Annotated in this window: 21 protein-coding genes and 1 pseudogene; 4 read left to right on the forward strand and 18 right to left on the reverse strand. The window is 60.8% G+C overall.

Annotation, left to right across the window (positions count from 1 at the left end; translation table 11 throughout):
• Positions 1-6: 6 nt before the first annotated feature.
• The 4 genes and pseudogenes from ACZRN6_RS24410 to eutH all read right to left on the reverse strand — a co-directional run.
• The gene (locus tag ACZRN6_RS24410) at positions 7-1,212 is read right to left on the reverse strand and encodes an acetyl-CoA C-acetyltransferase (RefSeq protein WP_322145010.1); all 1,206 of its coding nucleotides are present in this window, start codon (positions 1,210-1,212) and stop codon (positions 7-9) included.
• A gap of 13 nt (positions 1,213-1,225) precedes the next feature.
• Positions 1,226-2,008, reverse strand: a complete 783-nt coding sequence (locus tag ACZRN6_RS24415; protein WP_464009047.1) for an SDR family NAD(P)-dependent oxidoreductase — start codon at positions 2,006-2,008, stop codon at positions 1,226-1,228.
• Positions 2,009-2,188: 180 nt separating this feature from the next.
• The gene (locus ACZRN6_RS24420; protein ID WP_322148683.1) at positions 2,189-2,545 is read right to left on the reverse strand and encodes a DUF1937 family protein; all 357 of its coding nucleotides are present in this window, start codon (positions 2,543-2,545) and stop codon (positions 2,189-2,191) included.
• Positions 2,546-2,586: 41 nt separating this feature from the next.
• A pseudogene (gene eutH, locus ACZRN6_RS24425) lies at positions 2,587-2,725 on the reverse strand (ethanolamine utilization protein EutH); the annotation flags it as partial.
• Between the two features lie 330 nt (positions 2,726-3,055).
• On the opposite strand from eutH, the gene ACZRN6_RS24430 reads away from it, so the two are divergent.
• Positions 3,056-3,838, forward strand: coding sequence for a DeoR/GlpR family DNA-binding transcription regulator (locus ACZRN6_RS24430; RefSeq protein ID WP_322145008.1), 783 nt, complete (start codon positions 3,056-3,058; stop codon positions 3,836-3,838).
• Positions 3,839-3,893: 55 nt separating this feature from the next.
• On the opposite strand, the gene ACZRN6_RS24435 is transcribed toward ACZRN6_RS24430, so the two are convergent.
• The 6 genes from ACZRN6_RS24435 to ACZRN6_RS24460 form a co-directional block, all read right to left on the reverse strand.
• Entirely contained in the window at positions 3,894-5,369 is a 1,476-nt protein-coding gene (locus ACZRN6_RS24435) for an amino acid permease (RefSeq protein ID WP_322145007.1), read from the reverse strand.
• Between the two features lie 236 nt (positions 5,370-5,605).
• A complete protein-coding gene (locus tag ACZRN6_RS24440; RefSeq protein ID WP_464009048.1) occupies positions 5,606-7,021 on the reverse strand; it encodes an FGGY family carbohydrate kinase in 1,416 nt (471 codons plus the stop codon).
• An 18-nt stretch (positions 7,022-7,039) separates the two neighbouring features.
• Positions 7,040-8,278 carry an NAD(P)/FAD-dependent oxidoreductase gene (locus ACZRN6_RS24445; protein WP_464009049.1) on the reverse strand — a complete coding sequence of 413 codons (1,239 nt, stop codon included), beginning with the start codon at positions 8,276-8,278 and terminating at the stop codon, positions 7,040-7,042.
• Positions 8,265-9,674: an NAD(P)/FAD-dependent oxidoreductase gene (locus tag ACZRN6_RS24450; RefSeq protein ID WP_322145004.1), complete on the reverse strand. Its 1,410-nt coding sequence runs from the start codon at positions 9,672-9,674 to the stop codon at positions 8,265-8,267. Before ACZRN6_RS24450 ends, ACZRN6_RS24445 begins: the two co-directional genes overlap by 14 nt.
• 554 nt (positions 9,675-10,228) lie before the next feature.
• The gene (locus ACZRN6_RS24455; protein WP_464009050.1) at positions 10,229-11,062 is read right to left on the reverse strand and encodes an oxidoreductase; all 834 of its coding nucleotides are present in this window, start codon (positions 11,060-11,062) and stop codon (positions 10,229-10,231) included.
• Between the two features lie 183 nt (positions 11,063-11,245).
• Positions 11,246-12,169, reverse strand: coding sequence for a LysR family transcriptional regulator (locus tag ACZRN6_RS24460; protein WP_464009051.1), 924 nt, complete (start codon positions 12,167-12,169; stop codon positions 11,246-11,248).
• 110 nt (positions 12,170-12,279) lie between these two features.
• On the opposite strand from ACZRN6_RS24460, the gene ACZRN6_RS24465 reads away from it, so the two are divergent.
• Complete coding sequence (locus tag ACZRN6_RS24465; protein ID WP_322145002.1) at positions 12,280-12,498, forward strand: DUF2790 domain-containing protein; 219 nt, start codon at positions 12,280-12,282, stop codon at positions 12,496-12,498.
• Here the strand turns inward: ACZRN6_RS24465 and ACZRN6_RS24470 are convergent.
• The 8 genes from ACZRN6_RS24470 to ACZRN6_RS24505 form a co-directional block, all read right to left on the reverse strand.
• The gene (locus ACZRN6_RS24470) at positions 12,495-13,742 is read right to left on the reverse strand and encodes an OprD family porin (protein ID WP_322145001.1); all 1,248 of its coding nucleotides are present in this window, start codon (positions 13,740-13,742) and stop codon (positions 12,495-12,497) included. The two genes, ACZRN6_RS24465 and ACZRN6_RS24470, sit on opposite strands and share 4 nt — an antisense overlap.
• Before the next feature lie 39 nt (positions 13,743-13,781).
• Positions 13,782-15,116: an MFS transporter gene (locus tag ACZRN6_RS24475; RefSeq protein ID WP_464009052.1), complete on the reverse strand. Its 1,335-nt coding sequence runs from the start codon at positions 15,114-15,116 to the stop codon at positions 13,782-13,784.
• A 55-nt stretch (positions 15,117-15,171) separates the two neighbouring features.
• On the reverse strand, positions 15,172-15,933 hold the full coding sequence (locus ACZRN6_RS24480; RefSeq protein ID WP_322144999.1) for a 1,6-dihydroxycyclohexa-2,4-diene-1-carboxylate dehydrogenase: 762 nt from the start codon (positions 15,931-15,933) through the stop codon (positions 15,172-15,174).
• A 10-nt stretch (positions 15,934-15,943) separates the two neighbouring features.
• Positions 15,944-16,966: a benzoate 1,2-dioxygenase electron transfer component BenC gene (gene benC / locus ACZRN6_RS24485; protein ID WP_464009053.1), complete on the reverse strand. Its 1,023-nt coding sequence runs from the start codon at positions 16,964-16,966 to the stop codon at positions 15,944-15,946.
• A gap of 10 nt (positions 16,967-16,976) precedes the next feature.
• Positions 16,977-17,465 (reverse strand): benzoate 1,2-dioxygenase small subunit, encoded by a 489-nt coding sequence (benB, locus tag ACZRN6_RS24490; protein ID WP_464009054.1) that lies wholly within the window; start codon positions 17,463-17,465, stop codon positions 16,977-16,979.
• Complete coding sequence (locus tag ACZRN6_RS24495; RefSeq protein ID WP_322144996.1) at positions 17,462-18,838, reverse strand: Rieske 2Fe-2S domain-containing protein; 1,377 nt, start codon at positions 18,836-18,838, stop codon at positions 17,462-17,464. The genes benB and ACZRN6_RS24495 overlap by 4 nt, the downstream gene beginning before the upstream one ends.
• Before the next feature lie 85 nt (positions 18,839-18,923).
• Entirely contained in the window at positions 18,924-19,883 is a 960-nt protein-coding gene (locus ACZRN6_RS24500; protein WP_464009055.1) for an AraC family transcriptional regulator, read from the reverse strand.
• 117 nt (positions 19,884-20,000) lie between these two features.
• Positions 20,001-21,401 (reverse strand): MFS transporter, encoded by a 1,401-nt coding sequence (locus ACZRN6_RS24505; protein WP_464009056.1) that lies wholly within the window; start codon positions 21,399-21,401, stop codon positions 20,001-20,003.
• A gap of 272 nt (positions 21,402-21,673) precedes the next feature.
• On the opposite strand from ACZRN6_RS24505, the gene ACZRN6_RS24510 reads away from it, so the two are divergent.
• Together ACZRN6_RS24510 and ACZRN6_RS24515 are read left to right on the forward strand one after the other, a co-directional pair.
• Positions 21,674-22,519, forward strand: coding sequence for a transporter substrate-binding domain-containing protein (locus tag ACZRN6_RS24510; protein ID WP_464009057.1), 846 nt, complete (start codon positions 21,674-21,676; stop codon positions 22,517-22,519).
• A gap of 16 nt (positions 22,520-22,535) precedes the next feature.
• Positions 22,536-24,044, forward strand: a complete 1,509-nt coding sequence (locus ACZRN6_RS24515; RefSeq protein ID WP_464009058.1) for an amino acid ABC transporter permease/ATP-binding protein — start codon at positions 22,536-22,538, stop codon at positions 24,042-24,044.
• Positions 24,045-24,050: the final 6 nt, after the last annotated feature.

Raw genomic sequence — 24,050 nt, forward strand, 5'->3', positions numbered from 1 at the left:
CGCTCCTCAAACCCGCTCGATGACGGTAGCGGTGCCCATGCCGGCACCCACGCACAGGTTGACCAGTGCGGTTCCCTGGCCGGTGCGCTCCAGCTCGTCCAGGGCGGTGCCCAGAATCATCGCGCCTGTGGCCCCCAGCGGGTGCCCCATGGCAATCGCACCGCCGTTGACGTTGACCTTGGCCGGGTCCAGGTCGAGCACCTGCAAGTAGCGCAGCACCACAGCGGCAAACGCTTCGTTGAGTTCAAACAGGTCGATGTCAGCGGTGGTCATGCCCAGGCGATCAAGCACTTTGCGCGTGGCAATGGCCGGGCCGGTGAGCATGATGGTCGGCTCGGAACCTACCGAAACCATGCCCTTGATGCGTGCACGAGGCTTAAGACCCAATGCTTCGCCGGCGGCTTTGGAGCCGATCAACACGGCTGAGGCGCCGTCCACCACGCCAGACGAGTTGCCGCCGTGGTGAACGTGGTTGATCTGCTCGACCATCGGGTAGCGTGCGAGCGCGGCGCTGTCGTAACCGGACTCGCCCTGCTTGGCGAATGCCGGCTTGAGCCCGGCCAGGGACTGCACGGTGGTTTGTGGACGCATATGCTCATCGCGATCCAGCAGCACGATGCCGCTCTGGTCCAGCACCGGCACGATCGACCTGGCGAAGCGCCCTTGCTCCCAGGCACGCGCGGCGCGGCGCTGGCTTTCAACGGCGTAGCTATCCACGGCCTCGCGGCTGTAGCCGAACAAGGTGGCGATAAGGTCGGCGCCAATGCCTTGGGGCGCGTAGTAGTGATCGAAGGCAAAGCTGGGATCGACCAGCATCGCACCACCATCGGCACCCAACGCCACCCGCGACATCGACTCCACACCGCCGGCCACCACCATGCGTGCCTCGCCGCTGAGTACTTTGCCCGCAGCCATATTGCACGCCTCAAGGCCCGAGGCGCAGAACCGGTTGATGCTCACCCCCGGCACACTCTGCGCGTAGCCTGCGACCAGCGCCGCAATGCGCGCGATGTCGCTGCCCTGTTCGCCCACCGGCATCACGCAGCCAAGAATCACGTCATCGACCCAGGTGGTGTCCAGGTGGTTGCGTTCACGGATGGCTTGCAGCACCTGCACTGCCAGGGCCAGGGACGTCACCTCATGCAGCGCACCGTCCGGCCGCCCGCGACCGCGCGGGGTGCGCACGGCGTCAAAGATATAAGCACAAGTCATGGAGGCTCCGGGATCAACGAGGTGCAAGACGAATGGCACCATCAAGGCGCACCGATTCACCGTTCATGTAGCTGTTGGTGATCAGGAACGTCGCGAGGTCGGCGTATTCTTCAGGCAGGCCCAAGCGATGGGGGAACGGTACCGAGGCTGCCAGGGACTGCTGCACGGTGTCAGGCAGGCCCGCCATCATCGGCGTGGCAAACAGGCCCGGCAGGATGCAGTTGATGCGCACGCCCTCACCCGCCAGGTCGCGAGCGATCGGCAACGTCATGCCGACCACCCCGGCTTTGGACGCGGAATAGGCCGACTGACCGACCTGGCCGTCCTGGGCCGCTACGCTTGCGGTGTTGACGATGACCCCGCGCTCACCATGGGCCAGAGGCTCAAGACTGAGCATGCCGGCGGCGGAGCGCGACAAGCAGCGAAAACTGCCGACCAGGTTGATTTGAATCACGCGGTCGAAATCGGCACTCGGGAAGGCTTTGATCACGCCCGTGGCGCGGTCGCGGCCAGCGGTCTTGGCGCCTTTGGAAATACCCGCACAGTTCACCAGAATGCGCTCCTGGCCATGGGCCTCGCGGGCGGCGGCAAACCCTTGGTCCACCGACTCATCCGACTGCACGTCGACCTGGCAAAACAGCCCATCGACGTCCCACGCGACCTGCTGCCCACGCTCGGCATTCATATCGAAAATGGTCACTTTCACACCGGCCGCAGCCAACCTGCGCACTACCGCCTCACCCAACCCCGAGGCGCCCCCGGTGACCACTGCTGCTATGCTCGCGTCGAGTTTCATCTGCCTGCCTCCAGAATCGCCGGGCGGTGGAGCAAGCACCGGCGATTGATCTGATTATTTGCAGGCAATTGTGCGGGTTTGTGAAAAACCGGCCACAACCAAAGGCGCCAGGGCGTGCCATTTCATGACATTAGTGAGGGTGACCGCCGACCACGCGCTGGCGGGCCTGCCCTTTTCGCCTCAGTTGAACTGCGACGCCACTTCAGACCAGAGGCTCACCCGGCGACCGCGACTTTTGAAGAACTCTATTTCGCGTTTGATCCCGGAACTCAGGTCCCAACCGGGCAGGTCGAGAACAATCAGTTCTTCCAATGCTTCCATGAAAAACGCATCGACCGGTGCCCAAAGCTTGCCGACAGCTGCGCTGTCTTTGCCTTCAAAGGCAAGGTTGATCGGATGGGACATGGAGACCTGGCTAAACACTGCGTTGCCAGACTCAACGAGGGTTGCCGCGACTTTGTTGCACGCAATAAATCGCTCATGGGTTACCGAAGCATCGGCGTGGCTATACGGGCAGGCTAGAAAAATCTTTCGCATGTTTACCTCGTTGAAATGGAAGGTTTCTACCCCTTCCAAATGATGGATTGTTTGATAGCGGCGCCAACGGCGAGCAGCCCGCCGAACAGCTTTGGCCAGCAAAATCGGCATGATCAGCGTCGGCTGGAAGTGGGCGATAAAAGCTAAATGATCGCCAAGGGTTGCCTGCGCACAGACGCCCGGTTTAATGACTGCTTCCATAAGTCCACCGTGGACGCGTACCTGCCTGCCGTTTCTCAGCGTATTACAAACACTTCATATGCCATTCGTTGTTTTGATGTGGTTTTGAATGACAAACCCACTGGAATCGGTCATTTCTGCGGCGTATTCTGCAGGGCAGCCTTGCAGTGCAGTGGGCACGGGGCGAGGCCGCTGTGCCTGAATGCCACGGCCCATTGCCTGTGGTTTCGCAGAGGCGGCACCCGTCGCGTTACCATCGCTCCATTTGTGTTCCCAGGTAACAGGGATGCGCCCCAATACAGCACTTCGTGTAGCACCCGAGGACGACACATGCGCCCTACAGAACGACGCCAACATATTCTTGAATTGCTGCGACAGCGCGAGCGAATTTCAGTCGATGAATTGGCTCGCACCCTCAGCACCTCGCAGGAAACGATTCGCAGGGACCTGACGGTTCTATCCGAAGAAGGCCAGGTCACCAAATTTCACGGCGGCGCATCCCTTCCACCGAGCGGGGAGCATGAAAATGCCTTCCAGACTCGGATGAATGAGTACTCGCCAGAGAAGCGAGCCGTTGCCAGGTACGCCGCGGGGCTGTATGCGCCGGGCGACAGTATCTTGATCGACACCGGCACCACGACGCTGTTTTTTGCGCGCGAACTGGCCAGGCTCAGTCGCATCACAGTGATCACCAACTCCCTGCTGATTGCCGCGAGCATTGGGGCCAGCGGCAACCGGGTGTTTGTGATCGGCGGGGAATATCGGCCGGAGTCGGAACAGAACATCGGCGCGTTGGCCATGGAGCAAATCGCCAGGTTCAATGCTGAACATGCGGTGGTGACGATCGGCGCCTTGAGCGCGGATGGCGCGTTTGACTTTTCCATCGAGGAAGCTGAAATCACCCGCGCAATGATTGCCCGCACGCGTTATCTCACGGTGATTGCAGACTCATCGAAAATGGGCAAGCGTGCGCTGTTCCAGGTGTTCCCGCTGGAGCGAATCGACCGACTGATCATTGATCGAAAGCCCATGGGCGAACTCGCCAAAGCCCTGGCAGAGGCGCATGTGGAGGTGCATGAAGCGCCGCCAATCAGTCGCTCGGAATGGCAATGAGGCTGACCGGGTGGGCTATGGGCCCACCCGGTCCCCGCGCCGTGAGCGCGGTGGGTTAAAGATAGGCGCCCAGCACCGGCATGCGTTCAAGCTGCTTGCGACGGTTCATCCAGACCGACAGGAAAACCAGTGCACCGATGCCCATGGACGCCAGTACATACAGTTGCGCCACGCGAAAATCAGACGGAATGATGAACACGCACATCTCTACGAACAGCCAGATACACGCGCCGACAACCACCGGCCACTCCCACTTCCCAAGCGTGAAATCGTCGGGGTGATGGACGTGTTTGTGGCGGGTAAAGATGTATAGCAACACGGTGCCGCTGTAGAGCAAGGCAGGAAACAGGGTGGCTGCGCCCAATAGCTGGGTCAACGCGTCGGGGCTGGTGTAGAAGCTCAAGACGATGGCAATCGAAACGACGCCGGCCAGCACAGTTGCCCATAGCGGGCCGCCTGTAGGGCGAGGCACCACGCTGAGTTTTTCAGAAAAGGGCAAACGCCCATCGCGCGCCATCGCATGAATCAGGCGGCTATTGCTGGTCATGATCACGAGGCCGCAGGCGAAAATCGCGATGCACACCACCACGAGCACTACCTTGCTGAACACCTCTCCCAAGGTCATACGGATCACGTCCGCAACGGGGGCGGAGCTTTTGGTCAGCTCCTCCACATGATCCCCAAGCCCCAGGCTGACGACGATCAGGAACAGCGTGCCGAGTACGCCACTGACCAGTATCGCGTTAACCATGGCGCGCGGAACCACTTGCTTGGGGTTGTGTGTTTCTTCAGCGAGGTTTGCCGCCGACTCCCAACCCACCAGCGTGAAGGCGCCGAGCAACCCGGACAGCATGAAGGGCCCGAGCCAACCAAAGTAATTGTCACTGTGAATGACGCCGGTCGAGACCAGGTTTGAGGCATTGCCTTTACCAAAGAACGCCACCGCCACGCCAATCGCCACGATCAAGCCAAACACCGCGAGCACTTCCGCGCCGACGGCCATGTTGTTGATCCTGGTCAAGATAGGCGTAGACCAGATGATCAGCAGCATCTGCACCACTAACAAGGCGACGGTGGTAGATGCCCCGGCGGCGGCTGTGTAGTCCCAGCCCAGCAGTGGGAACAACGCCACCTGCGCAAGGCTGTAATCGACCGCCACCGCGACAATCGCCAGAAACGCAAAACTCGCCCAACCGAACCACCACCCCAATACCGGGTTGACCAGGCGGCTCGCCCACTGATAGCTGAAACCCGACAATGGAATCTTGCTGGCAAGCAGGCCGAACACCAACGCCACCAAAAGTGTTCCCAGTGTCACGATTGGCCAGGTCCAAATACCCACGGGGCCACTTGAAATCAACAGACTTCCGTAAGTGGCGAACAAGCCGGTTGTAATGGATATGAATGAGAAAGCCACCGCAAAAGATTCAAACTTTCCCAATGTTCTTTCGAATTGAGCCTGGTAGCCGTCTTCGCCCACTGTTGTGCTTGAGCCGTGCGCCTGCGCGCCTGCTTTTTTATATTCAGACATTTAATGTCTCCTGGAGTATGCACCGCGAACAGACTCCCCCTGTTTCGCACTTGATGGGCGAAGAGTGGGAGTCGCTTTTATTAAACGCACTTCACATGCCAGACTGTTTTTGCACTGTGGAATTGCACTTTCCTCAGCGTTCAAACAGTCAAACAGACGCGCTGCGGGCAGGCTTTAACTGAGCAAAAGAACTTACAGAACTTCTGCTCGACTGCCAGCGGCGCACTTGCGATCAGCTAACGCCAGTCCCTGCAGCGTTTAACCGCCTCTGCAAACGTATTGCGCCATTCAAGCGCTTGTGCGGCGCTGACTTTCGGCCTGAACTGGGTACGGGTGTCACGGGGTGGCGTTAACTCGATACCCATGCCTTGGGCCGCCAGTGCCGCGCAGCCGAAAGAAGTCAGCTCATCAAAGCGCTGGGTCACAATGCACCGTTGCAGCGCGTCGGCCAGAAACTGCGCGAAGTAAGGGCTGCGCGCCAACCCGCCATCAATGGACAAGCGATCGGTGACGGTAAGAAACCCATCCATCGCGGTGATCACTTCGACGCTTCTTAACGCAACGCCTTCCAGCACGGCCTGGCACATGTCCTGGCGCGTGGTACTGCCATTCATTCCAACCCAGAGTGCGGCGGCACTGCGGTCCCAGTGCGGGCAGGCCAGGCCCGATAAGGCCGGCACAAACGCCAACTGTCGGGAGATCGCCGGCGGCTCGTCGAACGCTGCCAGCTGCGAAAAGTCGGAAAACAGGCCCAGCCGCCCCGCCCATTCCACGGCAGCACTGGCGTCGTACACGCCACCGTCCATGGCGTAGGTTGCCTTGCCGTTGATTTTCCAGGCGATGGTGGCCAACAGGCCTTTATCGGGCGCGCGAATGATCTGGTCGCCGGTCAACGTCAGCGCAAAAGCGCCTGTACCGAAGGTAATCTTCGCGTCACCTTCACTTCGACAGCCGTGCCCATACAGAGAGGCTTGCTGGTCGACGATGGACGCCGTCACCGGGGTAACCCCGATTTCACCAAAATTGCCCACGGTGTCGCGGATTTCAGGCAGCGATTCCATGGGCACACCAAAGAGTTCGCAGAGATCAGAGTCCCATTGGCCAGTCGACAAATTCATCAGCGAGGTTCTCGACGCGGTGGTCACATCGGTGGCGAAAACACCGGTGAGCCGGTCCAGAAAGTACGCATCGGTGGTCCCAAGGCGAAGGCGCCCGGCGTTGAGCGCGTTTTTAGCGGCGGGCAGGTGTTGCACGATCCAGGCAAGTTTGCTGGCAGAGAAATACGGGTCCAGCGGCAGCCCGGCGCGTTCCAGGGTCAACGCCTCGCGCCCGGCGCTGCGCAGCTTGGTGATCTCAGCCGTGGTGCGATTGTCCTGCCACACGATCACCGGAGACAGGGGTTCTCCCGTTTTGGCATCCCAGGCCAGGCAGCTTTCCCCCTGGTTGGCGATGCCGATCGCATCCACCCGGCCAGTGGACTCCAGGCAACGCTGGATATTGTTAAGCAGCTCCAGTGGGTCATGCTCGACCCAACCTGGATGGGGGTGATGCTGTTGATGGCGCAGCGAGAGCTGGATATCAGCTGAACCATTCTGGTCGACCACCATTACGCGGGTACTGGTAGTGCCTTGATCGATAGCGGCGATGCGCATGCTTCAGGTCTCCTTTTGTTATTCGGCGACAAAGTCGACTTCAAGTTGCTGAACACCCTGGGGCACGTTCAGGCCGGCAATCGGTATCAAAATTCTGCGCTCGGGCAGATAACACGCCGAGCGCGACCACAACGCCTGGCCGTCAGCCCTCACCACCAGGCGCCCACGCACCGCTTTGTTCACGCGCAGTTGAAGATGTTTCATGCCCGGCACAGGAGAAAGGTTCAACCGCTGAGGCACGCAGAGTTTCAGTTCGCCTTTACAGCGAACCTCAACTGTTTGACGGGATGACGGGAGTTGCCCACGCAGATCGTCAGCGATCAGGCTGGCGATCTGGCGACCTTCGCGAAATGACCACCCTGCCGTTTCTACAGGCCGCAACACATTACCGGCGGCAAAGTACGCCGGGTCAGAGCAACGCCCGTATTGGTCGATGACCGGCCCGCCGCTGTTGGGGTCCAGCCGCAGCTCGCCGAGCCTTACCAGGCTGGACTCCGGGGTAAAACGCCCGGTGAAAAGTACACCGTCGCAGTCAAACGTTTCAAGGCTGCCATTGGCCAAGCGCACACTTGCGCCGTCGACGCGACCCGTGCCATGAATCTCGACCAACTGCGCGCCGTAATGCATGGGTACACCGCACAGGCGCGGGAATAGCGACAGTGGCCAGCGCGCGGTGGCGCGGTTATTCGCCTCGATCATCGCCACGGGCCGAATACCGGCACGCCTGCAACTCATGATTGAAGACAAGCTGACCAGCTCAGTGCCAACGATCAGCGGGCGCTCAAACGGCTTGAGGTGTTCCAGGTAAAGGTACGACTGGAAGGCGCCCGTGTTGATCACCCCCAACGGACGATCGCCGCCTACCAGCTGCGCCGAGCGCGGCGTTTCCCTTGCGCCGGTGGTAATCAACACCCGCTGCGCCTGGAGGCTGGTCTGCCCTTGCGGGCTGACGACTTCCAAGCGGCCGCCTGCGCCCAGCTTGATCACTGAATGCTTCACACGTATATCCACCCCAGCGTTGAGCGCTTCACTCACGTTGCGCCTGGCATAAGCCGGCCCGCTGTAAATCCTGCCGTATTCCCAGAACCCGAACGGCGGATGGCCGCAGTGACGAGGAATGCCACCCGCTTCGGGTTCGCGCTCGATAACGAGCACTTTTTGAACCCCCAACCTACGCAGTTGCACCGCCGCCGCAAGGCCGGATGGCCCGCCGCCGATAATCGCGACGTCGACGTGTTCCGTCTTAATGGGCTTCATGGCAGGCACCTGTAGCGAGCGGGATAGCCAGGCGGCCGGCACTCAGTTCGGCCACCCGCGCCGAGCAATAAAAGCCCTGGCAACGCCCCATGCAGGCTCGCGTGCGGCGCTTCAGCCCACCCAGGTCGCCCGGCGGCAACGTGCTGGCCAGTGCCGCGTTGATCTCCCTGAGCGTGACCATTTCGCAGTGGCAAATGATCTCCCCATAGCCGGGTGTCTGGTAATCACGCGGTAAATGCTCGGCAAGATTGGGCAGCGTCGGCCACTGCAGGCTTTGCGCGGTCAGCGGCGTGTGACGGGCCTCGTACAGGCTGAACACGTGCCGGGCGATGCCCAGTGCTGCGGTCAGGCCGGTGGACCGGATACCGCCCACGGTGATCCAGTTTTTACCGGGGACTGTGTGTATCCGGTATTCCTTTTTGTCACTGGCAGGGCGTAAGGCGGCATACGTGGCCGTCACCGGCATGCCCTCCAGCGCGGGAATCCGCTGCACCGCGGCGTCTACCAGTTGCTGCAGGACCGCGCTGTCGAGCCCTGCATGAAGGCGGTCGTCCTGTTCTTCTGCGGTTGGGCCCACGAGCAAATTGCCGTACACCGTTTTCGTCAACACAATGCCTTTGGTACGCTCGTTCGGCACCGGCAAAATGATGTTGTTCAAATAGCGTGAAGCCGCCTTGTCAAAGACCACGAACTGGCCTTTACGCGGGTGGATAGAGAAGCTGGATTGGCCGAGCAGGTCGCGCTCAAGGTGATCACCGAACAACCCCGCGCAATTGATCACGGTGCGCGCCCTCACCGCACCGGCAGTCGTGGTCAGCGACCACGTGTCGCCGTCGAAGTGGCCGTTGTTCACCTGCGCATTAAATTGGACCTGGGCACCGTGCAACATCGCTTGCAGCAGATAGCCCAAGGGCGCAGACCACGGATCGATCAGAAACTCGCCGGGCACTTTCACCGCACCGAGGGCCGTGGACGCAAGATCAGGCTCAAGCGCCATGACCCCCGCGCGATCAATGAACTGCGCATCCGCGACACCATTGTCATGGGCTTGTTGAATAATCCCCTCCAACTTGCCCAGGTCATCCTCGTTCCATGCCACCACCATCGCCCCGGTCTCAAGCAGCGGCAATCCCATCTTCCGGTAGATCTGCAGGTACTCCTGGTACCCGGCCTGCATGCACGCAAGCTCCAAACTTGCGCGTGGCGCGTCAAAGCCGGTGTGCAAAATTGCGCTGTTGCCTTTACTTGCCCCGGACAAGATATCGGGGCTTTTTTCAAGCAGCAGGACGCGCGCGCCCTCGAGCGTAAAACGCCTTGCCATTGCGCATCCCACAACGCCGCCGCCGATAACGACGACGTCGTAGACAACCGTGTGGTTGGGGAATGTTTTCGTCATAAGCTCGCCTATTCCGGTGAAGACTTGATGACCGAATAAGTGTGCAGCGCATATGCCACTGACTGGTTTTTCGTTGATATGACCGGTTGCCCACCGGTGTCCAGTCAAACGGGCATACCTGAGCGACGGCTACGCTGCGGGTGACACTGGCCTTGGCGGGTAGTTGAGCGAGGTTGTTGCGCCTGACTTAAAAAATCGCACTCATGCCGGTTCAGTCATTTAGCTGACTGATAAGGTTTTTGTGGGATACCCCAAGCAGGCTCGAATGTGCTACCACGCTACACAATCGTGCACATCAGGGTTACCTGCTGCGCACTTTTGTTGCGTAAACCTCAACAATAATTGGCATTAAATTGAGGCTATTTCGTTGGCTTAATGACCGGCTCACTCTAAAAGCCACAGGTTAAGCGCCCTCAATCCCCCACATGCGTATGCACCAGAAGGGGCAACAGCGAGCATGGTCGACGGCAGGACTACCCCGCAGATAAACACGTCATGGCCATCAAAGATCACCCACTGTCGAACGGGGACCCCGATAGCCTCTGACTCACCGCTTAACCATCCGTAGACCGCGTCAGCGCCTCCCACTGATCGATATCCCGCAGGGATTGCACCAGCTTTTCCCGCACATAACCCAACGCATCACTGCCCAGCAGCAGGTGCGCCGGTGGGTTGGCGCAGGCGATCAGCATCAACATCGCTTGTGCGGCTTTTTGCGGGTCGCCCAATTGGTGGCCGCTTTTCTCTTCCCGCGCCTGGCGCACCGGGTCAAAGCTGGCATCGTAGTCGGCAATGCTGCGGGGCGTACGCTGCATCGAGCGGCCGGCCCAATCGGTGCGAAACGAGCCGGGGGCTACAGCGGTGACAAAAATATTCAACGGCTTGAGTTCTTTACTCAAGGTGTCGGAGATGCCTTCCAGTGCGAACTTGCTGGCGCAGTAATAGGCGATACCCGGCATGGTAATCGTGCCGCCCATCGACGTGATGTTGATGATGTGCCCGCTGCGGCGCTGGCGGAAGTACGGCACGAAGGCCTTGGTCACGGCCACGGCGCCGAACACGTTGACGTCGAACTGACGACGCATGTCTTCCAGCGGCGACTCTTCGAAAATGCCCTCGTGGCCGTAACCTGCGTTGTTTACCAGGACGTCCACCGGGCCGAAGCGGGTCTCGGTCTCGGCGACCACGCTGTCAATCCGCTCAAAGTCGGTGACATCCAGGATCACCCCATGGGCACGTTCCGCGCACAACGCTTCAAACGCTTGCAACGCGTCCTGGTTACGCACGGTACCGATGACGCGGTGGCCGGCAGCCAACGCCTCTGCCGCCAGCGCCTTGCCAAAGCCGCTGCTGATGCCGGTGATGAACAGGGTTTTGTGAATACTCATGGGAGATGCCTCTCGGTTGACGTGCACCCATGGTAGTCAGGTAATCGCCGTCGACCTATGCCGGTAAATCCAGGAAGTTTGCCTATTCCTATTAGTCTGAAGAGGAGTTTGTTTCCACGCGCCCGCCGGCACCGGTCGCCCGCGTGGCCAGCAGGGCTCGGTTACATCCGCCGTACTGCAACGTTAGCCTCGAGGCGCCTCAATCACTTTCACCTGCTCCGCCAACAACACCGGCAGTTGCACCTGCAAAAACGCCACCCACGTGCGTACCTTGGCATCCAGAAAGCGCCTCGATGGATACACCGCAAAAATGCTCCGCTCCCGTAGCCGATAGGCGGGCAACAACCGCACCAACGAGCCCTCGCGCAACGCCGCGCTTGCGCTGAAAAACGGCAATAAACTGATGCCCATGCCTTCCTGCGTCGCCTTGACCATCGCATCCGCGACATTGGTCCTGAAGGTGTCACCCGGCGAAATCGCAACCTCGCCCTCTTCCCCTTTGAACAACCACGCATCCTCCTGGAAGTCCTGCAGATGCAACCGTCGATGCTGCATCAACTGCTGCGGATACTTGGGCACGCCGTACCTGGCCAGGTATCCCGGAGCCGCACAGGGCACACTGAACAACTGCCCGATCGTCTGGCTGACCAACGCCGAATCCGGCAACGAATGGGCGATGGAGATCACCACGTCGTGGCCTTCTTCCAGCGGGTCCGGGTTGTGCTGTGACAAGGTCAACTCCATGCATACATCCGGGTATTGCTCGCTGTAGCGGGCAATCAATGGCGTGATCAATACTCCCAACCCGCTCATGCAATGCACCCGCAACCGCCCGCGAGGGTTGAGGTGCGCGCCGCTGGCCTCGGCCGTGGCTTCCCTCACGTCTTCAAGAATGTCGCGACAGCGCAGCAGGAACCGCTCGCCGGAATCAGTCAGGCTCAGGCGCCTTGTGGTGCGCTGCAACAGGCGGGTCTCAAGGTGTTTTTCCAGCTCGCCAATCAATCGCGACACCTGCGCCCCGGACACTTCCAGGGCCTCGGCCGCGGCGGCAAAACTGCCAGTGTCGACAACCCGGGCAAACACTCGCATGCCATTGAGCAGGTCCATCAGCGTTGCCCCTTGATTGCTACGCAATACGTATGAATCATTCACCTGTTCCTGGCTTTATCCCGCTGCGCCATTCACTAAAATGAAGCCTACTCACAGAGGGACTCATCATGAATATCAAATGGTTCAGCCTGATCCTGCTCTTCACCGCCACCGGCGCCCTGGCGGCTGGCAGCAATGATGCGCCGGATATCCAGCGCATCGTTTCAATCTCACCCGTGCCCGGCAGTTGCCAGGTAGAGCCGGCGACGATGGTTTACCTCGACAGCCAGGGCGCCCGCCATACCGTCAACTACCAGGTCATGGGTACGTGCCAGGGCGGCGTTTAAAGCAGCTTCCAGGTGTAACTGAGGATCAACCGGTTCTCATCGATATCGCTGCGGTAGTTCGAACGGGCCATGACGTTACGTACCCGAATACCCAGGCCGCTCAACGTGCCGCTTTGCACCACATAACCGATGTCCAGGTCACGCTCGCGGTCACGGCCTTCGTAGCCGGCGCCGGTGGTCACGTTATTGCCGGTGATATAGCGCACCGTGCTGGTCAGCCCCGGAATGCCCAGCGCCACAAAGTCATAGTCGTACCGCACTTGCCAGGAGCGTTCGTCGGTGTAGGCGAACTCGTAGGTGGGCACCTCGTTACCCAGCGGCGTGATGTTGGCGAAGACCCGCGGGAACGCACTGTCGCCATACATGGCTTGATAGCCCACGTAGAAGATATGCCCGCCATGCTTGGCCGACAGCAGCGAGAAAAACGCCTGGTTGTCGATCTTGCCGAGCAATTTGTCGCCGTCCTCGCGGGCATCGTAGTAACCCAGGTTGGCCCCGAGCACCCAGTCGCCCATTGGCTGGCTGTGCTTGAGGCCGATAAAGTCCTGGCTGTAGATGTCTTTGAGTTGGCCATGCCAATAGCTGACGCTGGTGCGGTTGGTGTTGAAGGCGTAGTCGCCACCGAGGTAGTTGAATGCATCACTTTCTGCACCGCGCTGCGGCACATGGCCGAGCATGGCGATCATCTTCTCGTCACCGGCTTCGTTGCGCAGACTGGTGGTGGTCAAGTGCCCGGCCTGTACCGTCAGGCCTGCAATTTCCCCGGAGCTGACGCTTACGCCCTGGTAGCTCGGCGGCAGCAGGCGAATGTCGCTGAACGCCAACACCGGCAGGTTGGGTTGCAGCTCGCCGACCTTCAGTTCGGTCTTGGAGAACCTGGCCTTGAAGGTCAGGCCCAAACGGCTGTAATCGTCCGGGGCGCTGCCATCGCCCTTGACCGGCAGCAAGCCGGTGTTGGTGCGGTCCGGGCTGCTGTCGAGCTTCAGGCCCAAGGTGCCCAATGCATCCAGGCCAAAACCGACGGGGCCCGGGGTATAGCCGGATTTATAGGTCAGGATAAAACCCTGGCCCCACTCCTCTGCCTTTGACTGTTTGTTGGCCCCGACAATGTCCGAGAAGTCGCGGCTGAAATAATAGTTGCGGGCCTGCAAGGTGGCCGTGGAGTCTGCGAAAAAACCACCTTCGGCCGCTGTCGCCGCAAGGGGCATGCCCAACAGGGACAGCCAGATACGTTGTGTGTTCATGTCGTTGCTCTTAGTTATTGTTATCGACGGTTTAAAAAGTCACAGCGCCTGCGCAGTGACCAAATCGGTGCTGGAGCGCCGCTCATTCAGGGCATACGCAGTCATCGCCAGCGCAGCGATGGCGCCGGGAACGGCGAAGGCCAGAAAGTTAAGTTGCAGCGGCAGTTCGATGCCCATCAGTGCACCGCCCAGCAACGGGCCGACAATCGCGCCGTTGCGGCCGATACCCGACGCCCAACCCAACCCGGTGGAACGAATCGACAAGCCATATAGCTGCGCAGTGCCCGCATACAGCAGGATTTGTGTGCCGATGGTGGTGGCGCCCGCGATGAAGATCAGCAGGTACAGGACCGGCATCGGGCTGTTGATGCCCAGCAGGCTGATGGACACCGCAGCGGCGATGAAGAAGCCGATCATGACTTTCACCAGGTTCAGCCGGTCACCCAGCCAGCCGCCGAGAATCGCCCCGGCCATGCCGCCAAAGTTCAGCGCCAGCAGGAACGACAGGCTCGACCCCAGGCTGTAACCGGCACCGGCCATCAGCTTGGGCAACCACGAACTCAGGGCGTAGACCATCAGCAGGCAGCAGAAGAATGCGACCCAGATCGACGCGGTGCGTACCGCCAGGCCATGGCGAAACAGCTCCAGCACCGAGGCGCCCTTGCCTTTGCCGGCGCTGATCTGCAACGTGTCGTCGGCTTCGATGCAGGTGTCGGGCGACAGGCGCTTGAGCAAGGCACGAGCCTGTTCCAGCCGGCCCTGGCGAATCAGGAAGCCGACCGATTCAGGCAGCCAATAGACAATCACCGGCAGCAGCAACAATGGCACGGTGGCGACGAAGAACATCGACTCCCAGCCATAGCGCGGCAGCAGGTAAATCCCCACGCCCGCCGAGAGCATGCCGCCCAGTGAATAACCACTGAACATCAAGGCTACCAGGGTGCTGCGGATCTTCTTCGGTGCGTATTCGTTCATCAATGCGACTGCATTGGGCATCAACCCGCCACAACCCAAGCCTGCGATAAACCGGCAAATACCGAACTCAGTCGGGCTGCCGGCAAAACCGTTAACCACCGTGGCAACGCTGAACAACGTGAAGCAAATGGCGATGCCTTTCTTGCGGCCAATCCGGTCCGCCAGGCTGCCGAACGCCAGCGCGCCGAACATCATGCCGAATAGCGCATAACTGCCCAGGGCGCCTGCCTGCAAAGGCGACAAGCCCCACTCCTTCATGATGGAGGGCAATACCACGCCGTAGATAAACAAGTCATAGCCGTCAAAGATCAACAGCAAGGCACACAAGCCCATCACCAGCCAGTGGAAGCGGCTGAAACGGGCGTTATCGATAATCGAATGAACGTCATGGGTACGCATGGCAGTGCTCTCATTATTGTTGTTGTGAGTCAGTGTCTGCAGGTACAGCAGTGGGTCAGCCGAGGTCGCCGCCGCCTACCGGCAAGGTGACGCCCGTGATGTAGGAGGCCTCATCGCAGGCCAGAAACAGGATGGCGCCGGCCTGTTCGTCGATGCTGCCGTAGCGCTTCATCGGGCTGCTGTCGAGGGTCTGGTCGACGATCTGTTGGTACCAGACGCGCTCCTGGTCGCTCTGGGGTTGGCTGTTGCGCGGGATGCGGCGCGGCGGCGCTTCGGTGCCGCCAGGTGCGGTGGCATTTACGCGGATGCCACTGCCGGCGGTCTCCAGGGCCAGGCATGCCGTGAGGGCGTTGACGCCGCCCTTGGCCGCGCCATACGGCACGCGGTTCACCCCGCGCGTAGCAACCGAGGACACGTTGACGATGGCGCCGCTGCCCTGCTCCAGCATGTAGGGCAGCACGCAATGGCAGCACCACAGCGTCGGGAACAGCGAGCGGCGCACTTCGGCCTCGATTTCGCTCTCGGCGTAGTGCTCGAAGGGCTTCGCCCAAATGGTGCCGCCAACGTTGTTGACCAGGATGTCGATACGCCCGAAACGCGCCTTGGCCGCGGCCATCACACGGGCGCATTCGGCATGCTGTTCAAGGTCAGCGGTAAGGACCAATGCCCGCTCATGCTGCAATTCATGCACGAGTTCCGAACGGTCGACCGCCACCAGCCAGGCGCCCTCTTCCAGCAAACGCTCGGCAACACGCCGGCCGATGCCCTGGGCGGCGCCGGTAACCAGCGCCACCTTGGTATTGAAACGTGAGTTCATGGTGCTTTCCTCAGGCGGCGTCGCCGGTGACGATGGCGTTGGGCGTGAACTTCTCGTAGTGGAAGCTCGCCGGGGTGACGCCCTGGTTCTTGAAGTGCTGGCGCACCGCGTCGACCATCGGCGGCGGCCCGCACAGGTACACGTCCACGTCGCCGTCGTTCAGCACGTTTGCGGCCATGTGCTGGGTGACATAACCCTGCTGCGGATGCGTGGTCTGTGGGTCCGCCACGCAGGTGACGAAGTTGAAGTTGGGCAGGCGCTTGGCGAAGGCTTTCAGCACCTCGACCAGCACCAGGTCCTGGTCCCGCGTCACGCCGTAGATCAGCGTAACGGCGCGGGTTTCCCCGCGTTCGGCCAACACTTCCAGCATCGACAGGAACGGCGCCAGCCCGGTGCCGCCCGCCAGCAACAACAACGGCCGCGCCACTTCACGCAGGTAAAAACTCCCCAGCGGCCCGGTCATCGGTACGGCATCGCCCGGCTGGGCGCGTTCCAGCCAGCCACTCATCAGCCCGCCCGGCACATGCTTGATCAGGAAGCTTGCGCGTTGGTCGCCGGGCTTGCTGCTGAAGGAGTACGAGCGGGTCTGCCCACTGTCCGGCACGCCGATATTCACGTACTGGCCCGGCAGGAATACCGGCGCCTGGTCCAGTTCGAAACTCACCTCCAGCGCCGCATCGGCATGCCGGGTAATGCTCGCCACCGTCGCGGCAAACTGCGCGGTGCCGGTCTTGCACGCACTGGACGGCACCGGCACGGCAATCACGCAATCGGACTGCGGCACCATTTGGCACGTCAGCACCTGGCGCTCACCGACTTCATCCTCGCTCAGGGCGTCTTCGATGTAGTCGTCGCCCAGGTCATAAGCGCCGGTTTCACAGCGGCATTTGCAAGTGCCACACACGCCGTCCGAGCAGTCCATGGGCAGGTTGATACGTTGGCGAAAGGCCGCGTCGAGGACCTTTTCACCCACCTTGCAGTCGATAAAACGGGTCACCCCGTCCTCGAAGTTCAGGGCAATGGAGTACGTCATGCGCGTGTCCTCAGATGTGGTAGATGTCGATGACCTGATGGATGTAGTCGTTTTTCAGCACCACTTTCTTGCGCGTGATCAGCGGCTGATCGGCGCGGATGTCCAGGCGATAGAACGAGGTGCCAAAGTACGTATCCGTAGTCTTGTAGCGATGGCTGAGGGTTTGCCAGTTGAAACGCAGCTCCACGTATTGGCCGTCGTCGGCCAGCACTTCGAGGTTGGTGATCAGGTGCGCTGTGCGCGGCTCCGGGGTACTGGCGCTGGAGCGCTCGGTCTTGATCCGGAACACGCGGTCTTCCAGGCCGTCGCGGCTGGGGTAATAGATCAGCGAGATTTCGCTTTGGGGGTCTTCGGTCAGGGTGTCGTGGTCATCCCACGCCGGCATCCAGTACTCGACCTTGGGTGAGTAGCATTCGAGCCATTCGTCCCACTGGCGGTCATCCAGCAGGCGCGCTTCGCGGTACAGAAAGTCCAGCAGGCGGTCGCGGGAAGCACTCATGACAGCACCTCCTTGTCCGTGGCGATCAAGCCTTGGCGCTCGCGCTCAATCGCGCGTTGCAGGCTCTGGGCCCAATGGGCGTGCTGGCGGACGAACAGGCCTTCATCCTCGGTCTTGACCCCGCTGAGTTGCGGGTGCATGCCCATGGCCTGGGCGTTTTCGTCGGCGCCTTCGACCCACTGCCTGGCGCCGCGGCTGAGGTCGTTCCACAAGGTGGTCGCGCCCTGGTAGCCGGTCTGGCAGGCGCGAAATTCCTCCAGGTCGTCCGGCGTGCCCATGCCGCTGACATTGAAGAAGTCTTCGTACTGGCGAATGCGCGTTGTGCGTTCCTCGGCACTTTCACCCTTGGGCGCCATGCAATAGATCGTGACTTCGGTCTTGTCGACCGCAATTGGCCGCACCACGCGGATCTGCGTGGAGAACTGGTCCATCAGGTACACATTCGGGTAGAGGCACAGGTTGCGCGTTTGATCGACGATAAAGTCGGCACGAGCCTGGCCCAGGCGCTCGGCCAGCGCTTCGCGGTGGGCGTGCACCGGGCGCACTTCGGGGTTGAGCAGGCGCGTCCACAGCAGGATATGGCCGTGGTCAAAGGCGTATACGCCGCCCAGGCTTTTCGACCAGCCATTGGCATCGACGGTGCGCGTGCCTTCGGCTTCATAGTTGCGCCGGCCCATGGTCGCCGAGTAGTTCCAGTGCACGGAGCTGACGTGGTAACCATCGGCACCGTTTTCGATCTGCAGCTTCCAGTTGCCGTCATACACATACGACGAGCTGCCCCGCAGCACTTCCAGGCCCAGCGGTGCCTGGTCGACCATCTGGTCGATGATCACCCGGGTTTCACCCAGGTAATCGCTGAGTTCCGGCACCGTCTCGCTGAGGCTGCCGAACAGGAAGCCGCGATAGTTTTCGAAGCGGCCAAGGCGCTTGAGATCGTGGGAGCCGTCGCAGTCGAAGCTGTCGGGATAGGCGCCGGTCTTGGCGTCCTTCACTTTGAGCAGCTTGCCGGCGTTGCTGAAGGTCCAGCCGTGGAACGGGCAGGTAAACGAACCCTTGTTGCCCTGCTTGCGGCGGCAGAGCATAGCCCCGCGGTGGGCACAGGCGTTGACCAGGCCATGCAGGGTGCCTTGTTTGTCGCGGGTGATGACCACCGGTTGGCGGCCGATCCAGGTGGTGAAGTAGTCGTTGATTTCTGGCACCTGGCTTTCGTGTGCCAGGTAGACCCAACCGCCTTCGAAAATGTGTTTCATCTCCAGGGCAAACAGGTCGGGGTCGGTGAATATGTCGCGGCGGCAACGGAACACCCCGGTGGCGGGATCTTCCTGGACAGATTCGCGCAGTTGCAAGGCGAGTCGGTCAAATGTGCTGATCATGGGGTAGGCCCTCGGTTGTTCTTGTATCAGGCCCCCCCACCTTATGTGCTTGCCCTACCCCTCAATATCCGCTGGCTGCAATTCGTTATCCGCCTGGCGCAAGCCGACGCTTCCAGGTCTGCGAGGGCAGCTCGCCAAAGCGTTTGCGATAGGCCTCGGAGAATCGTCCCAGGTGCACAAACCCATGATCCAGCGCCACCTCGGTCACACTGCGCGCTGTGGCCAGTTGCAGCATGGCGTGCACCCGCTCCAGCTTGCGCTGGCGCAGGTAGTCCCGGGGCGACAGGCCGACCTGACGTTCAAACAGGTTATACAGCGAACGCTCGCTGACCCTGGCGACAGTCATCAGTTGCTCGACGCTGATGTTGTCGGTCAGATGCTCCTCAATGAATTGACGCACCGCTTCAAAGCCGCCGCCTTGGTCCGGCCGCGGGATCACCCGCAGTACGTTGCTGGCCAGCAGCGCCAGCAGCTTATTGGCCACGATGCGCTCGTACAGGCCCTGCACTTCGGGCTCGGCGGCGTTTTCGGCCTCGTGGCAGATCAGCCCCAACAATTGCAGGAACCCGCCCATTTCGTTGAGCGCGTGGCGCGGCGCGGCGAAACGGATGCCCTGCTGCGGCAACGTCCAGTGCTGTTCGAGGCAGGCGTTTTCCAGCAGGCGCACAGGTACTTTGATGATGAATTTTTCGCAGTCGGCGGAATAGGTCAGGTCCACCGGGTCATCCGGGTTGATCAGCAGCACTTCCCCTGGCCCCAACACCTGCTCTTCGCCACGGGAGTTCGAGCGGCAGTGGCCGTGCAACAGGATCTGCAGGTGGTAGATGGTTTCGAGCGCCACCGACGTCACCCGTACCGGCGCGCCGTAGCTGATGCGGCACAGGTCCAGGCTGGAAAAAGTCCGATGGCTGATACTCGCCTGCGGACGGCCCTTGGGCGGCAGGCGAATGCAGTGGCTGCCCACATGCTGGTTGACGTAGTCGGACACGGCGTAGGCATCTGCACGATCAAAAATCTGGCTGCGCTCACTCAATAGCACGGTCATGGTTGCGCCTTTATTGTTATGGGCCCTGCGTGTGTACTTCACCGCAGGTTGATGCGGGGAACTCGAACCGTCCAATATTCAATAGGTGTTGCTTCATACCCCGAAGGTATCGTGGGCTCACTTGCGTTGCAAAACCGACTCACCGGCCTGGGGCGGCAACCGCAGGTTATCCAGTAGCGCCACGCCCGCAATCACTGCTACCAACAGGAACGTCATCTGGAAGTCGGCCGTTGCGGCCTGCCCGGTGTTGCCGTGAAAATTCATGGCAAAACGTAACAACAGCGCGCCAATCGCGACGCCCATGGCCATGCTCAGTTGGAAAAACATGCTGAACAACGTCGAAGCGTCGCTCATCTGCGCCTTGGGTATATCGGCAAACCCCAGCGTATTGAACAAGGTGAACTGCATGGAGCGCGACAGGCCACCCACGAACAGAATAAACAGGATCAACGCCCAACTCATGCGCTCATCCAGCAGCGCACACGCCGCAATCGCCAGCACGCCAAGGACGCCGTTGATCATCAGTACCGGGCGAAAGCCCCAACGCTGCATCACCCAGGTGGTGAACGGTTTCATCGCCAGGTTGCCCGCAAACACCGCGAGCACCAGCAACCCCGCATCAAAGGCAGACAGCCCGAACGCCAGTTGAAACATCAACGGCAGCAAAAACGGCAAGGTACTGATGGCCACCCGGAAAATCGACCCGCCACACAGGCACACACTGAAGGTGCGTACGCTCACCACACCCAGCGCCAGTAACGGTTGCGCATGCCGGCGCATATGGCGCCAGGCGAAGGCACCCAGAATCATCCCTGCACCACTGAGCACAAGGCCCTGCAACAAGCTGCCACGACTCTGCCCGAGCAGTTCGACACCGTACAACAGCGCGGCACTGGCGAGGCCCACCAGCAGGAAACCACTGAAATCAAATGTGCGGGAAGTAACCTCTTCACGTTTGGGAATCAACACCAGCGTGGCGATCAAGGCCAGCAGCCCCAGCGGCAAATTGAGGTAAAAAATCCACGGCCAGGACGCATGGGTCACGATAAACCCGCCCACCGGCGGGCCAAGTATCGGCGCCACCAGGCCGGGCCAGGTGATGAATGAAATCGCCCGCACCAGGTCTTTTTTCTCGGTGGTACGCAGCACCGCCAGGCGCCCCACCGGCACCATCATCGCGCCGCTGATGCCCTGCAACACCCGCGCGGCGACGAAGGTCTGCAAGCTGTCACTCCAGCCGCACATCAGGGACGACACGCTGAACAGCACAATGGCCGAACCGAAAACCCACCGCGAACCCAAGCGGTCGGCCAGCCAGCCACTGATGGGAATAAACACCGCCACGGCGAGCATATAGGCGCTCATGCCGATGTTCACGTCCACCGCGCCCACCCCGAATGTGCTCGCGATGTCCGGCAATGCGGTCGCGATCACCGTAGCGTCGAGGTTTTCCATGAAGAAGGTGACGGCGACCAACAAGGCAATCAAGGTTGAGCGGCGTTGGGACATCGACGTCATTGCTGTTCACTCACGGTAACGAAGCAGCACTTTATCAATAAGTACGTGGTTTATGCCCCGCAAAACTCCATGCCTGCGCGCTTCACAATATGGCACTCGGTAGCGACTCGCACTGTTTTGGTGTGCGCGTTTACAAAAACACATCCTCACATCCGTAAACCCCATCAAAAAATATCAATCAGCCAACATTGGCACGAAAAACGCTTACTCACTAATACACGATTGTTGAACAATCCAAACCACCCCTGCATCCAGCAACCGAGGCAACGAACATGCAAAAAGGTCTGACGGGCAAGTACACCATCCGCACCCTGGGGCTGGCGATAACGCTGGCGTGTGTGGCACCGCTACTGTCGGCTGCCGAGGTCAAGGGCACCCTCAAACAGGGCGAGCTGTCGATCGGCTCTGACCTCACCTACCCGCCCTACACCTACCTTGAGCAAAAGACCCCCGCCGGTTTCGACCCGGAGTTCATGCAGTTGATGGGCAAACAACTGGGGTTGACGCCGCGTTTTCTCGACACCCGTTTCGCCAACCTGATTTTGGGCGTCAACGCCCGGCGTTTCGACGTGGTGGCCTCGGCGCTGTATGTCACGCCCGAGCGCGCCAGGCAGGTGGATTTTCTCAGCTACCTGAAGACCGGCTCTTCGCTGATGGTGCTCAGTGCCGGTGACTTCAAGCCCCAACGCCCGGAAGACCTGTGCGGCAAGCGTGTCGGCTCGATCAAGGGCGCATCGTGGGTGCCAAAGCTGAACAACGTATCGGCTCAATACTGCATCCCTGCGGGCAAGCCGGCGATCGAGTCCCGTGAGTTCCCGACTTCCCCGGAAGCCGCCCAAGCCCTGCTGGCCCAGGCGGTCGACGTGCAGATGGAAGACGCCGCGGTCGCAAAGATCACCGTCGAAAAACTGCACGGCAAAACCGTGATCAGCTCCAGCGAGTTGATCTACCCGGTGGTGGTCGGCCTGGCCGTACGCAAGGAAAACCCGGCGCTGCTGCAGGAGTTGACCACTGCCCTGGGCCAGATCAAACAGGACGGCAGCTACGCCAGGCTGCTCGCGCACTACAACCTGGCCGAGCCAAACGCCGCCGAGATCAGTGCGGCACTGGGTAACTGACACGCGGAGCACCTTTATGCAATTCGATTGGCACTACACCCTGGGCCTGTTATGGAACGGCGACTTCTGGCGCGCCGTCGGCACCGTGGTCGAACTGAGCCTGGAAACCTGGCTGCTGGGGATCGTGCTGGGGTTTTTCCTGGCCCTGGCGCGGCAGTCGGAGCGCCGCTGGCTGCGGGACTGCGCCGGGGCCTACATCTGGTTTTTCCGCAGCCTGCCGTTGCTGGTCCTGCTGATTTTCGTCTACAACCTGCCGCAAGTATTTCCATCGACCAGCGTGGTGCTGTCCAACCCGTACTCTGCGGGTTTGATCGCCCTGGTGCTGAGTGAAGCCGCCTACATCGCCGAGATTCATCGCGGCGGCTTGCTGGCGGTGGTCAAGGGCCAGCGCGAAGCCGGCAAGGCGCTGGGCGTGGGTTATCGCGGGGTTCAGCGGTTGATCGTGGTACCGCAGGCGCTGCGGGTTGCCCTGCCGACGCTGGCCAACGAATACATCACCATCGTCAAGCTGACCTCACTGGTGTCGGTGATTTCGCTCTCGGAAATCCTGCTGGTGGGCCAACAACTCTATACCCAGAACTTCCTGGTGATGGAGACCATGCTGGCCGTGGCGTTCTATTACGTATTCATCGTGACAGTGTTCAGTTGGCTGTTGCGCGTACTGGAAAACCACCTGGATGTGACCCGCCGCAAACCCAAGGCAATCGCCGCTGCCGAACTTGACCAGGTGGCGACGGGACGAGCCCCGGGCCAGGCCGAGCCCGGCGAGTTCGCCCTGCAGGCCCGCGCGGTGCGCAAGGCGTATGGCGAGCTGGAAGTGCTCAAGGGTGTGGAACTAAATGTGCGCTGGGGCGAGGTGGTGTCGATCATCGGCCCGTCGGGCTCGGGCAAGACCACGCTGATTCGCACCATGAACGGCCTCGAAAGCCTGGACCGCGGCGAAATCACCCTGCAAGGCCAGCCGTTCCTGCGTGGCACCCAGGAAGCGCAAGGCGCACTGGGGCACAAGGTGCATATGCGCGGCATTGTCCACGTGGGCATGGTGTTCCAGGGGTTCAACCTGTTCCCGCATAAAACCGCCCTTGAGAACGTGATGCTGGCCCCCGTCTACCATGCCCATGGTGGCGGCGAAGAGTTGCGCCTGTTGAGCCTGGCCCTGCTGCGCAAGGTGGGCATGCTGGAACACGCCGGCAAATACCCGCACCAGTTGTCCGGCGGCCAGCAGCAACGGGTGGCGATTGCCCGGGCCCTGGCGATGCGGCCCTCGGTGATGTTGTTTGACGAGCCCACCTCGGCCCTCGACCCGGAATTGGTGGGCGACGTGCTGGCGGTGATCGAGGAACTGGCCCGCGAAGGCATGACCATGGTCATCGTCACCCATGAAATGAACTTCGCGTTCAAGCTCTCCGATCGCGTGGTATTCATGGAAGGCGGCGAGATTATCCAGGACGCCGCGCCGCGCGAAATGCTCGAGCAACGCAGCGAACGCATGACCAAGTTCCTCAAAGACGTCCAACTGGCGTGAGCCCCA

The organism is Pseudomonas sp. A125 (assembly GCF_055409485.1).

Coding starts and splice junctions, on each gene's coding strand:
- ACZRN6_RS24410 (WP_322145010.1), bottom strand. CDS start 1,212: ATGACTTGTGCTTATATCTTTGACGCCGTGCGCACCCCGCGCGGTCGC.
- ACZRN6_RS24415 (WP_464009047.1), bottom strand. CDS start 2,008: ATGAAACTCGACGCGAGCATAGCAGCAGTGGTCACCGGGGGCGCCTCG.
- ACZRN6_RS24420 (WP_322148683.1), bottom strand. CDS start 2,545: ATGCGAAAGATTTTTCTAGCCTGCCCGTATAGCCACGCCGATGCTTCG.
- ACZRN6_RS24430 (WP_322145008.1), top strand. CDS start 3,056: ATGCGCCCTACAGAACGACGCCAACATATTCTTGAATTGCTGCGACAG.
- ACZRN6_RS24435 (WP_322145007.1), bottom strand. CDS start 5,369: ATGTCTGAATATAAAAAAGCAGGCGCGCAGGCGCACGGCTCAAGCACA.
- ACZRN6_RS24440 (WP_464009048.1), bottom strand. CDS start 7,021: ATGCGCATCGCCGCTATCGATCAAGGCACTACCAGTACCCGCGTAATG.
- ACZRN6_RS24445 (WP_464009049.1), bottom strand. CDS start 8,278: ATGAAGCCCATTAAGACGGAACACGTCGACGTCGCGATTATCGGCGGC.
- ACZRN6_RS24450 (WP_322145004.1), bottom strand. CDS start 9,674: ATGACGAAAACATTCCCCAACCACACGGTTGTCTACGACGTCGTCGTT.
- ACZRN6_RS24455 (WP_464009050.1), bottom strand. CDS start 11,062: ATGAGTATTCACAAAACCCTGTTCATCACCGGCATCAGCAGCGGCTTT.
- ACZRN6_RS24460 (WP_464009051.1), bottom strand. CDS start 12,169: ATGGACCTGCTCAATGGCATGCGAGTGTTTGCCCGGGTTGTCGACACT.
- ACZRN6_RS24465 (WP_322145002.1), top strand. CDS start 12,280: ATGAATATCAAATGGTTCAGCCTGATCCTGCTCTTCACCGCCACCGGC.
- ACZRN6_RS24470 (WP_322145001.1), bottom strand. CDS start 13,742: ATGAACACACAACGTATCTGGCTGTCCCTGTTGGGCATGCCCCTTGCG.
- ACZRN6_RS24475 (WP_464009052.1), bottom strand. CDS start 15,116: ATGCGTACCCATGACGTTCATTCGATTATCGATAACGCCCGTTTCAGC.
- ACZRN6_RS24480 (WP_322144999.1), bottom strand. CDS start 15,933: ATGAACTCACGTTTCAATACCAAGGTGGCGCTGGTTACCGGCGCCGCC.
- benC (WP_464009053.1), bottom strand. CDS start 16,966: ATGACGTACTCCATTGCCCTGAACTTCGAGGACGGGGTGACCCGTTTT.
- benB (WP_464009054.1), bottom strand. CDS start 17,465: ATGAGTGCTTCCCGCGACCGCCTGCTGGACTTTCTGTACCGCGAAGCG.
- ACZRN6_RS24495 (WP_322144996.1), bottom strand. CDS start 18,838: ATGATCAGCACATTTGACCGACTCGCCTTGCAACTGCGCGAATCTGTC.
- ACZRN6_RS24500 (WP_464009055.1), bottom strand. CDS start 19,883: ATGACCGTGCTATTGAGTGAGCGCAGCCAGATTTTTGATCGTGCAGAT.
- ACZRN6_RS24505 (WP_464009056.1), bottom strand. CDS start 21,401: ATGACGTCGATGTCCCAACGCCGCTCAACCTTGATTGCCTTGTTGGTC.
- ACZRN6_RS24510 (WP_464009057.1), top strand. CDS start 21,674: ATGCAAAAAGGTCTGACGGGCAAGTACACCATCCGCACCCTGGGGCTG.
- ACZRN6_RS24515 (WP_464009058.1), top strand. CDS start 22,536: ATGCAATTCGATTGGCACTACACCCTGGGCCTGTTATGGAACGGCGAC.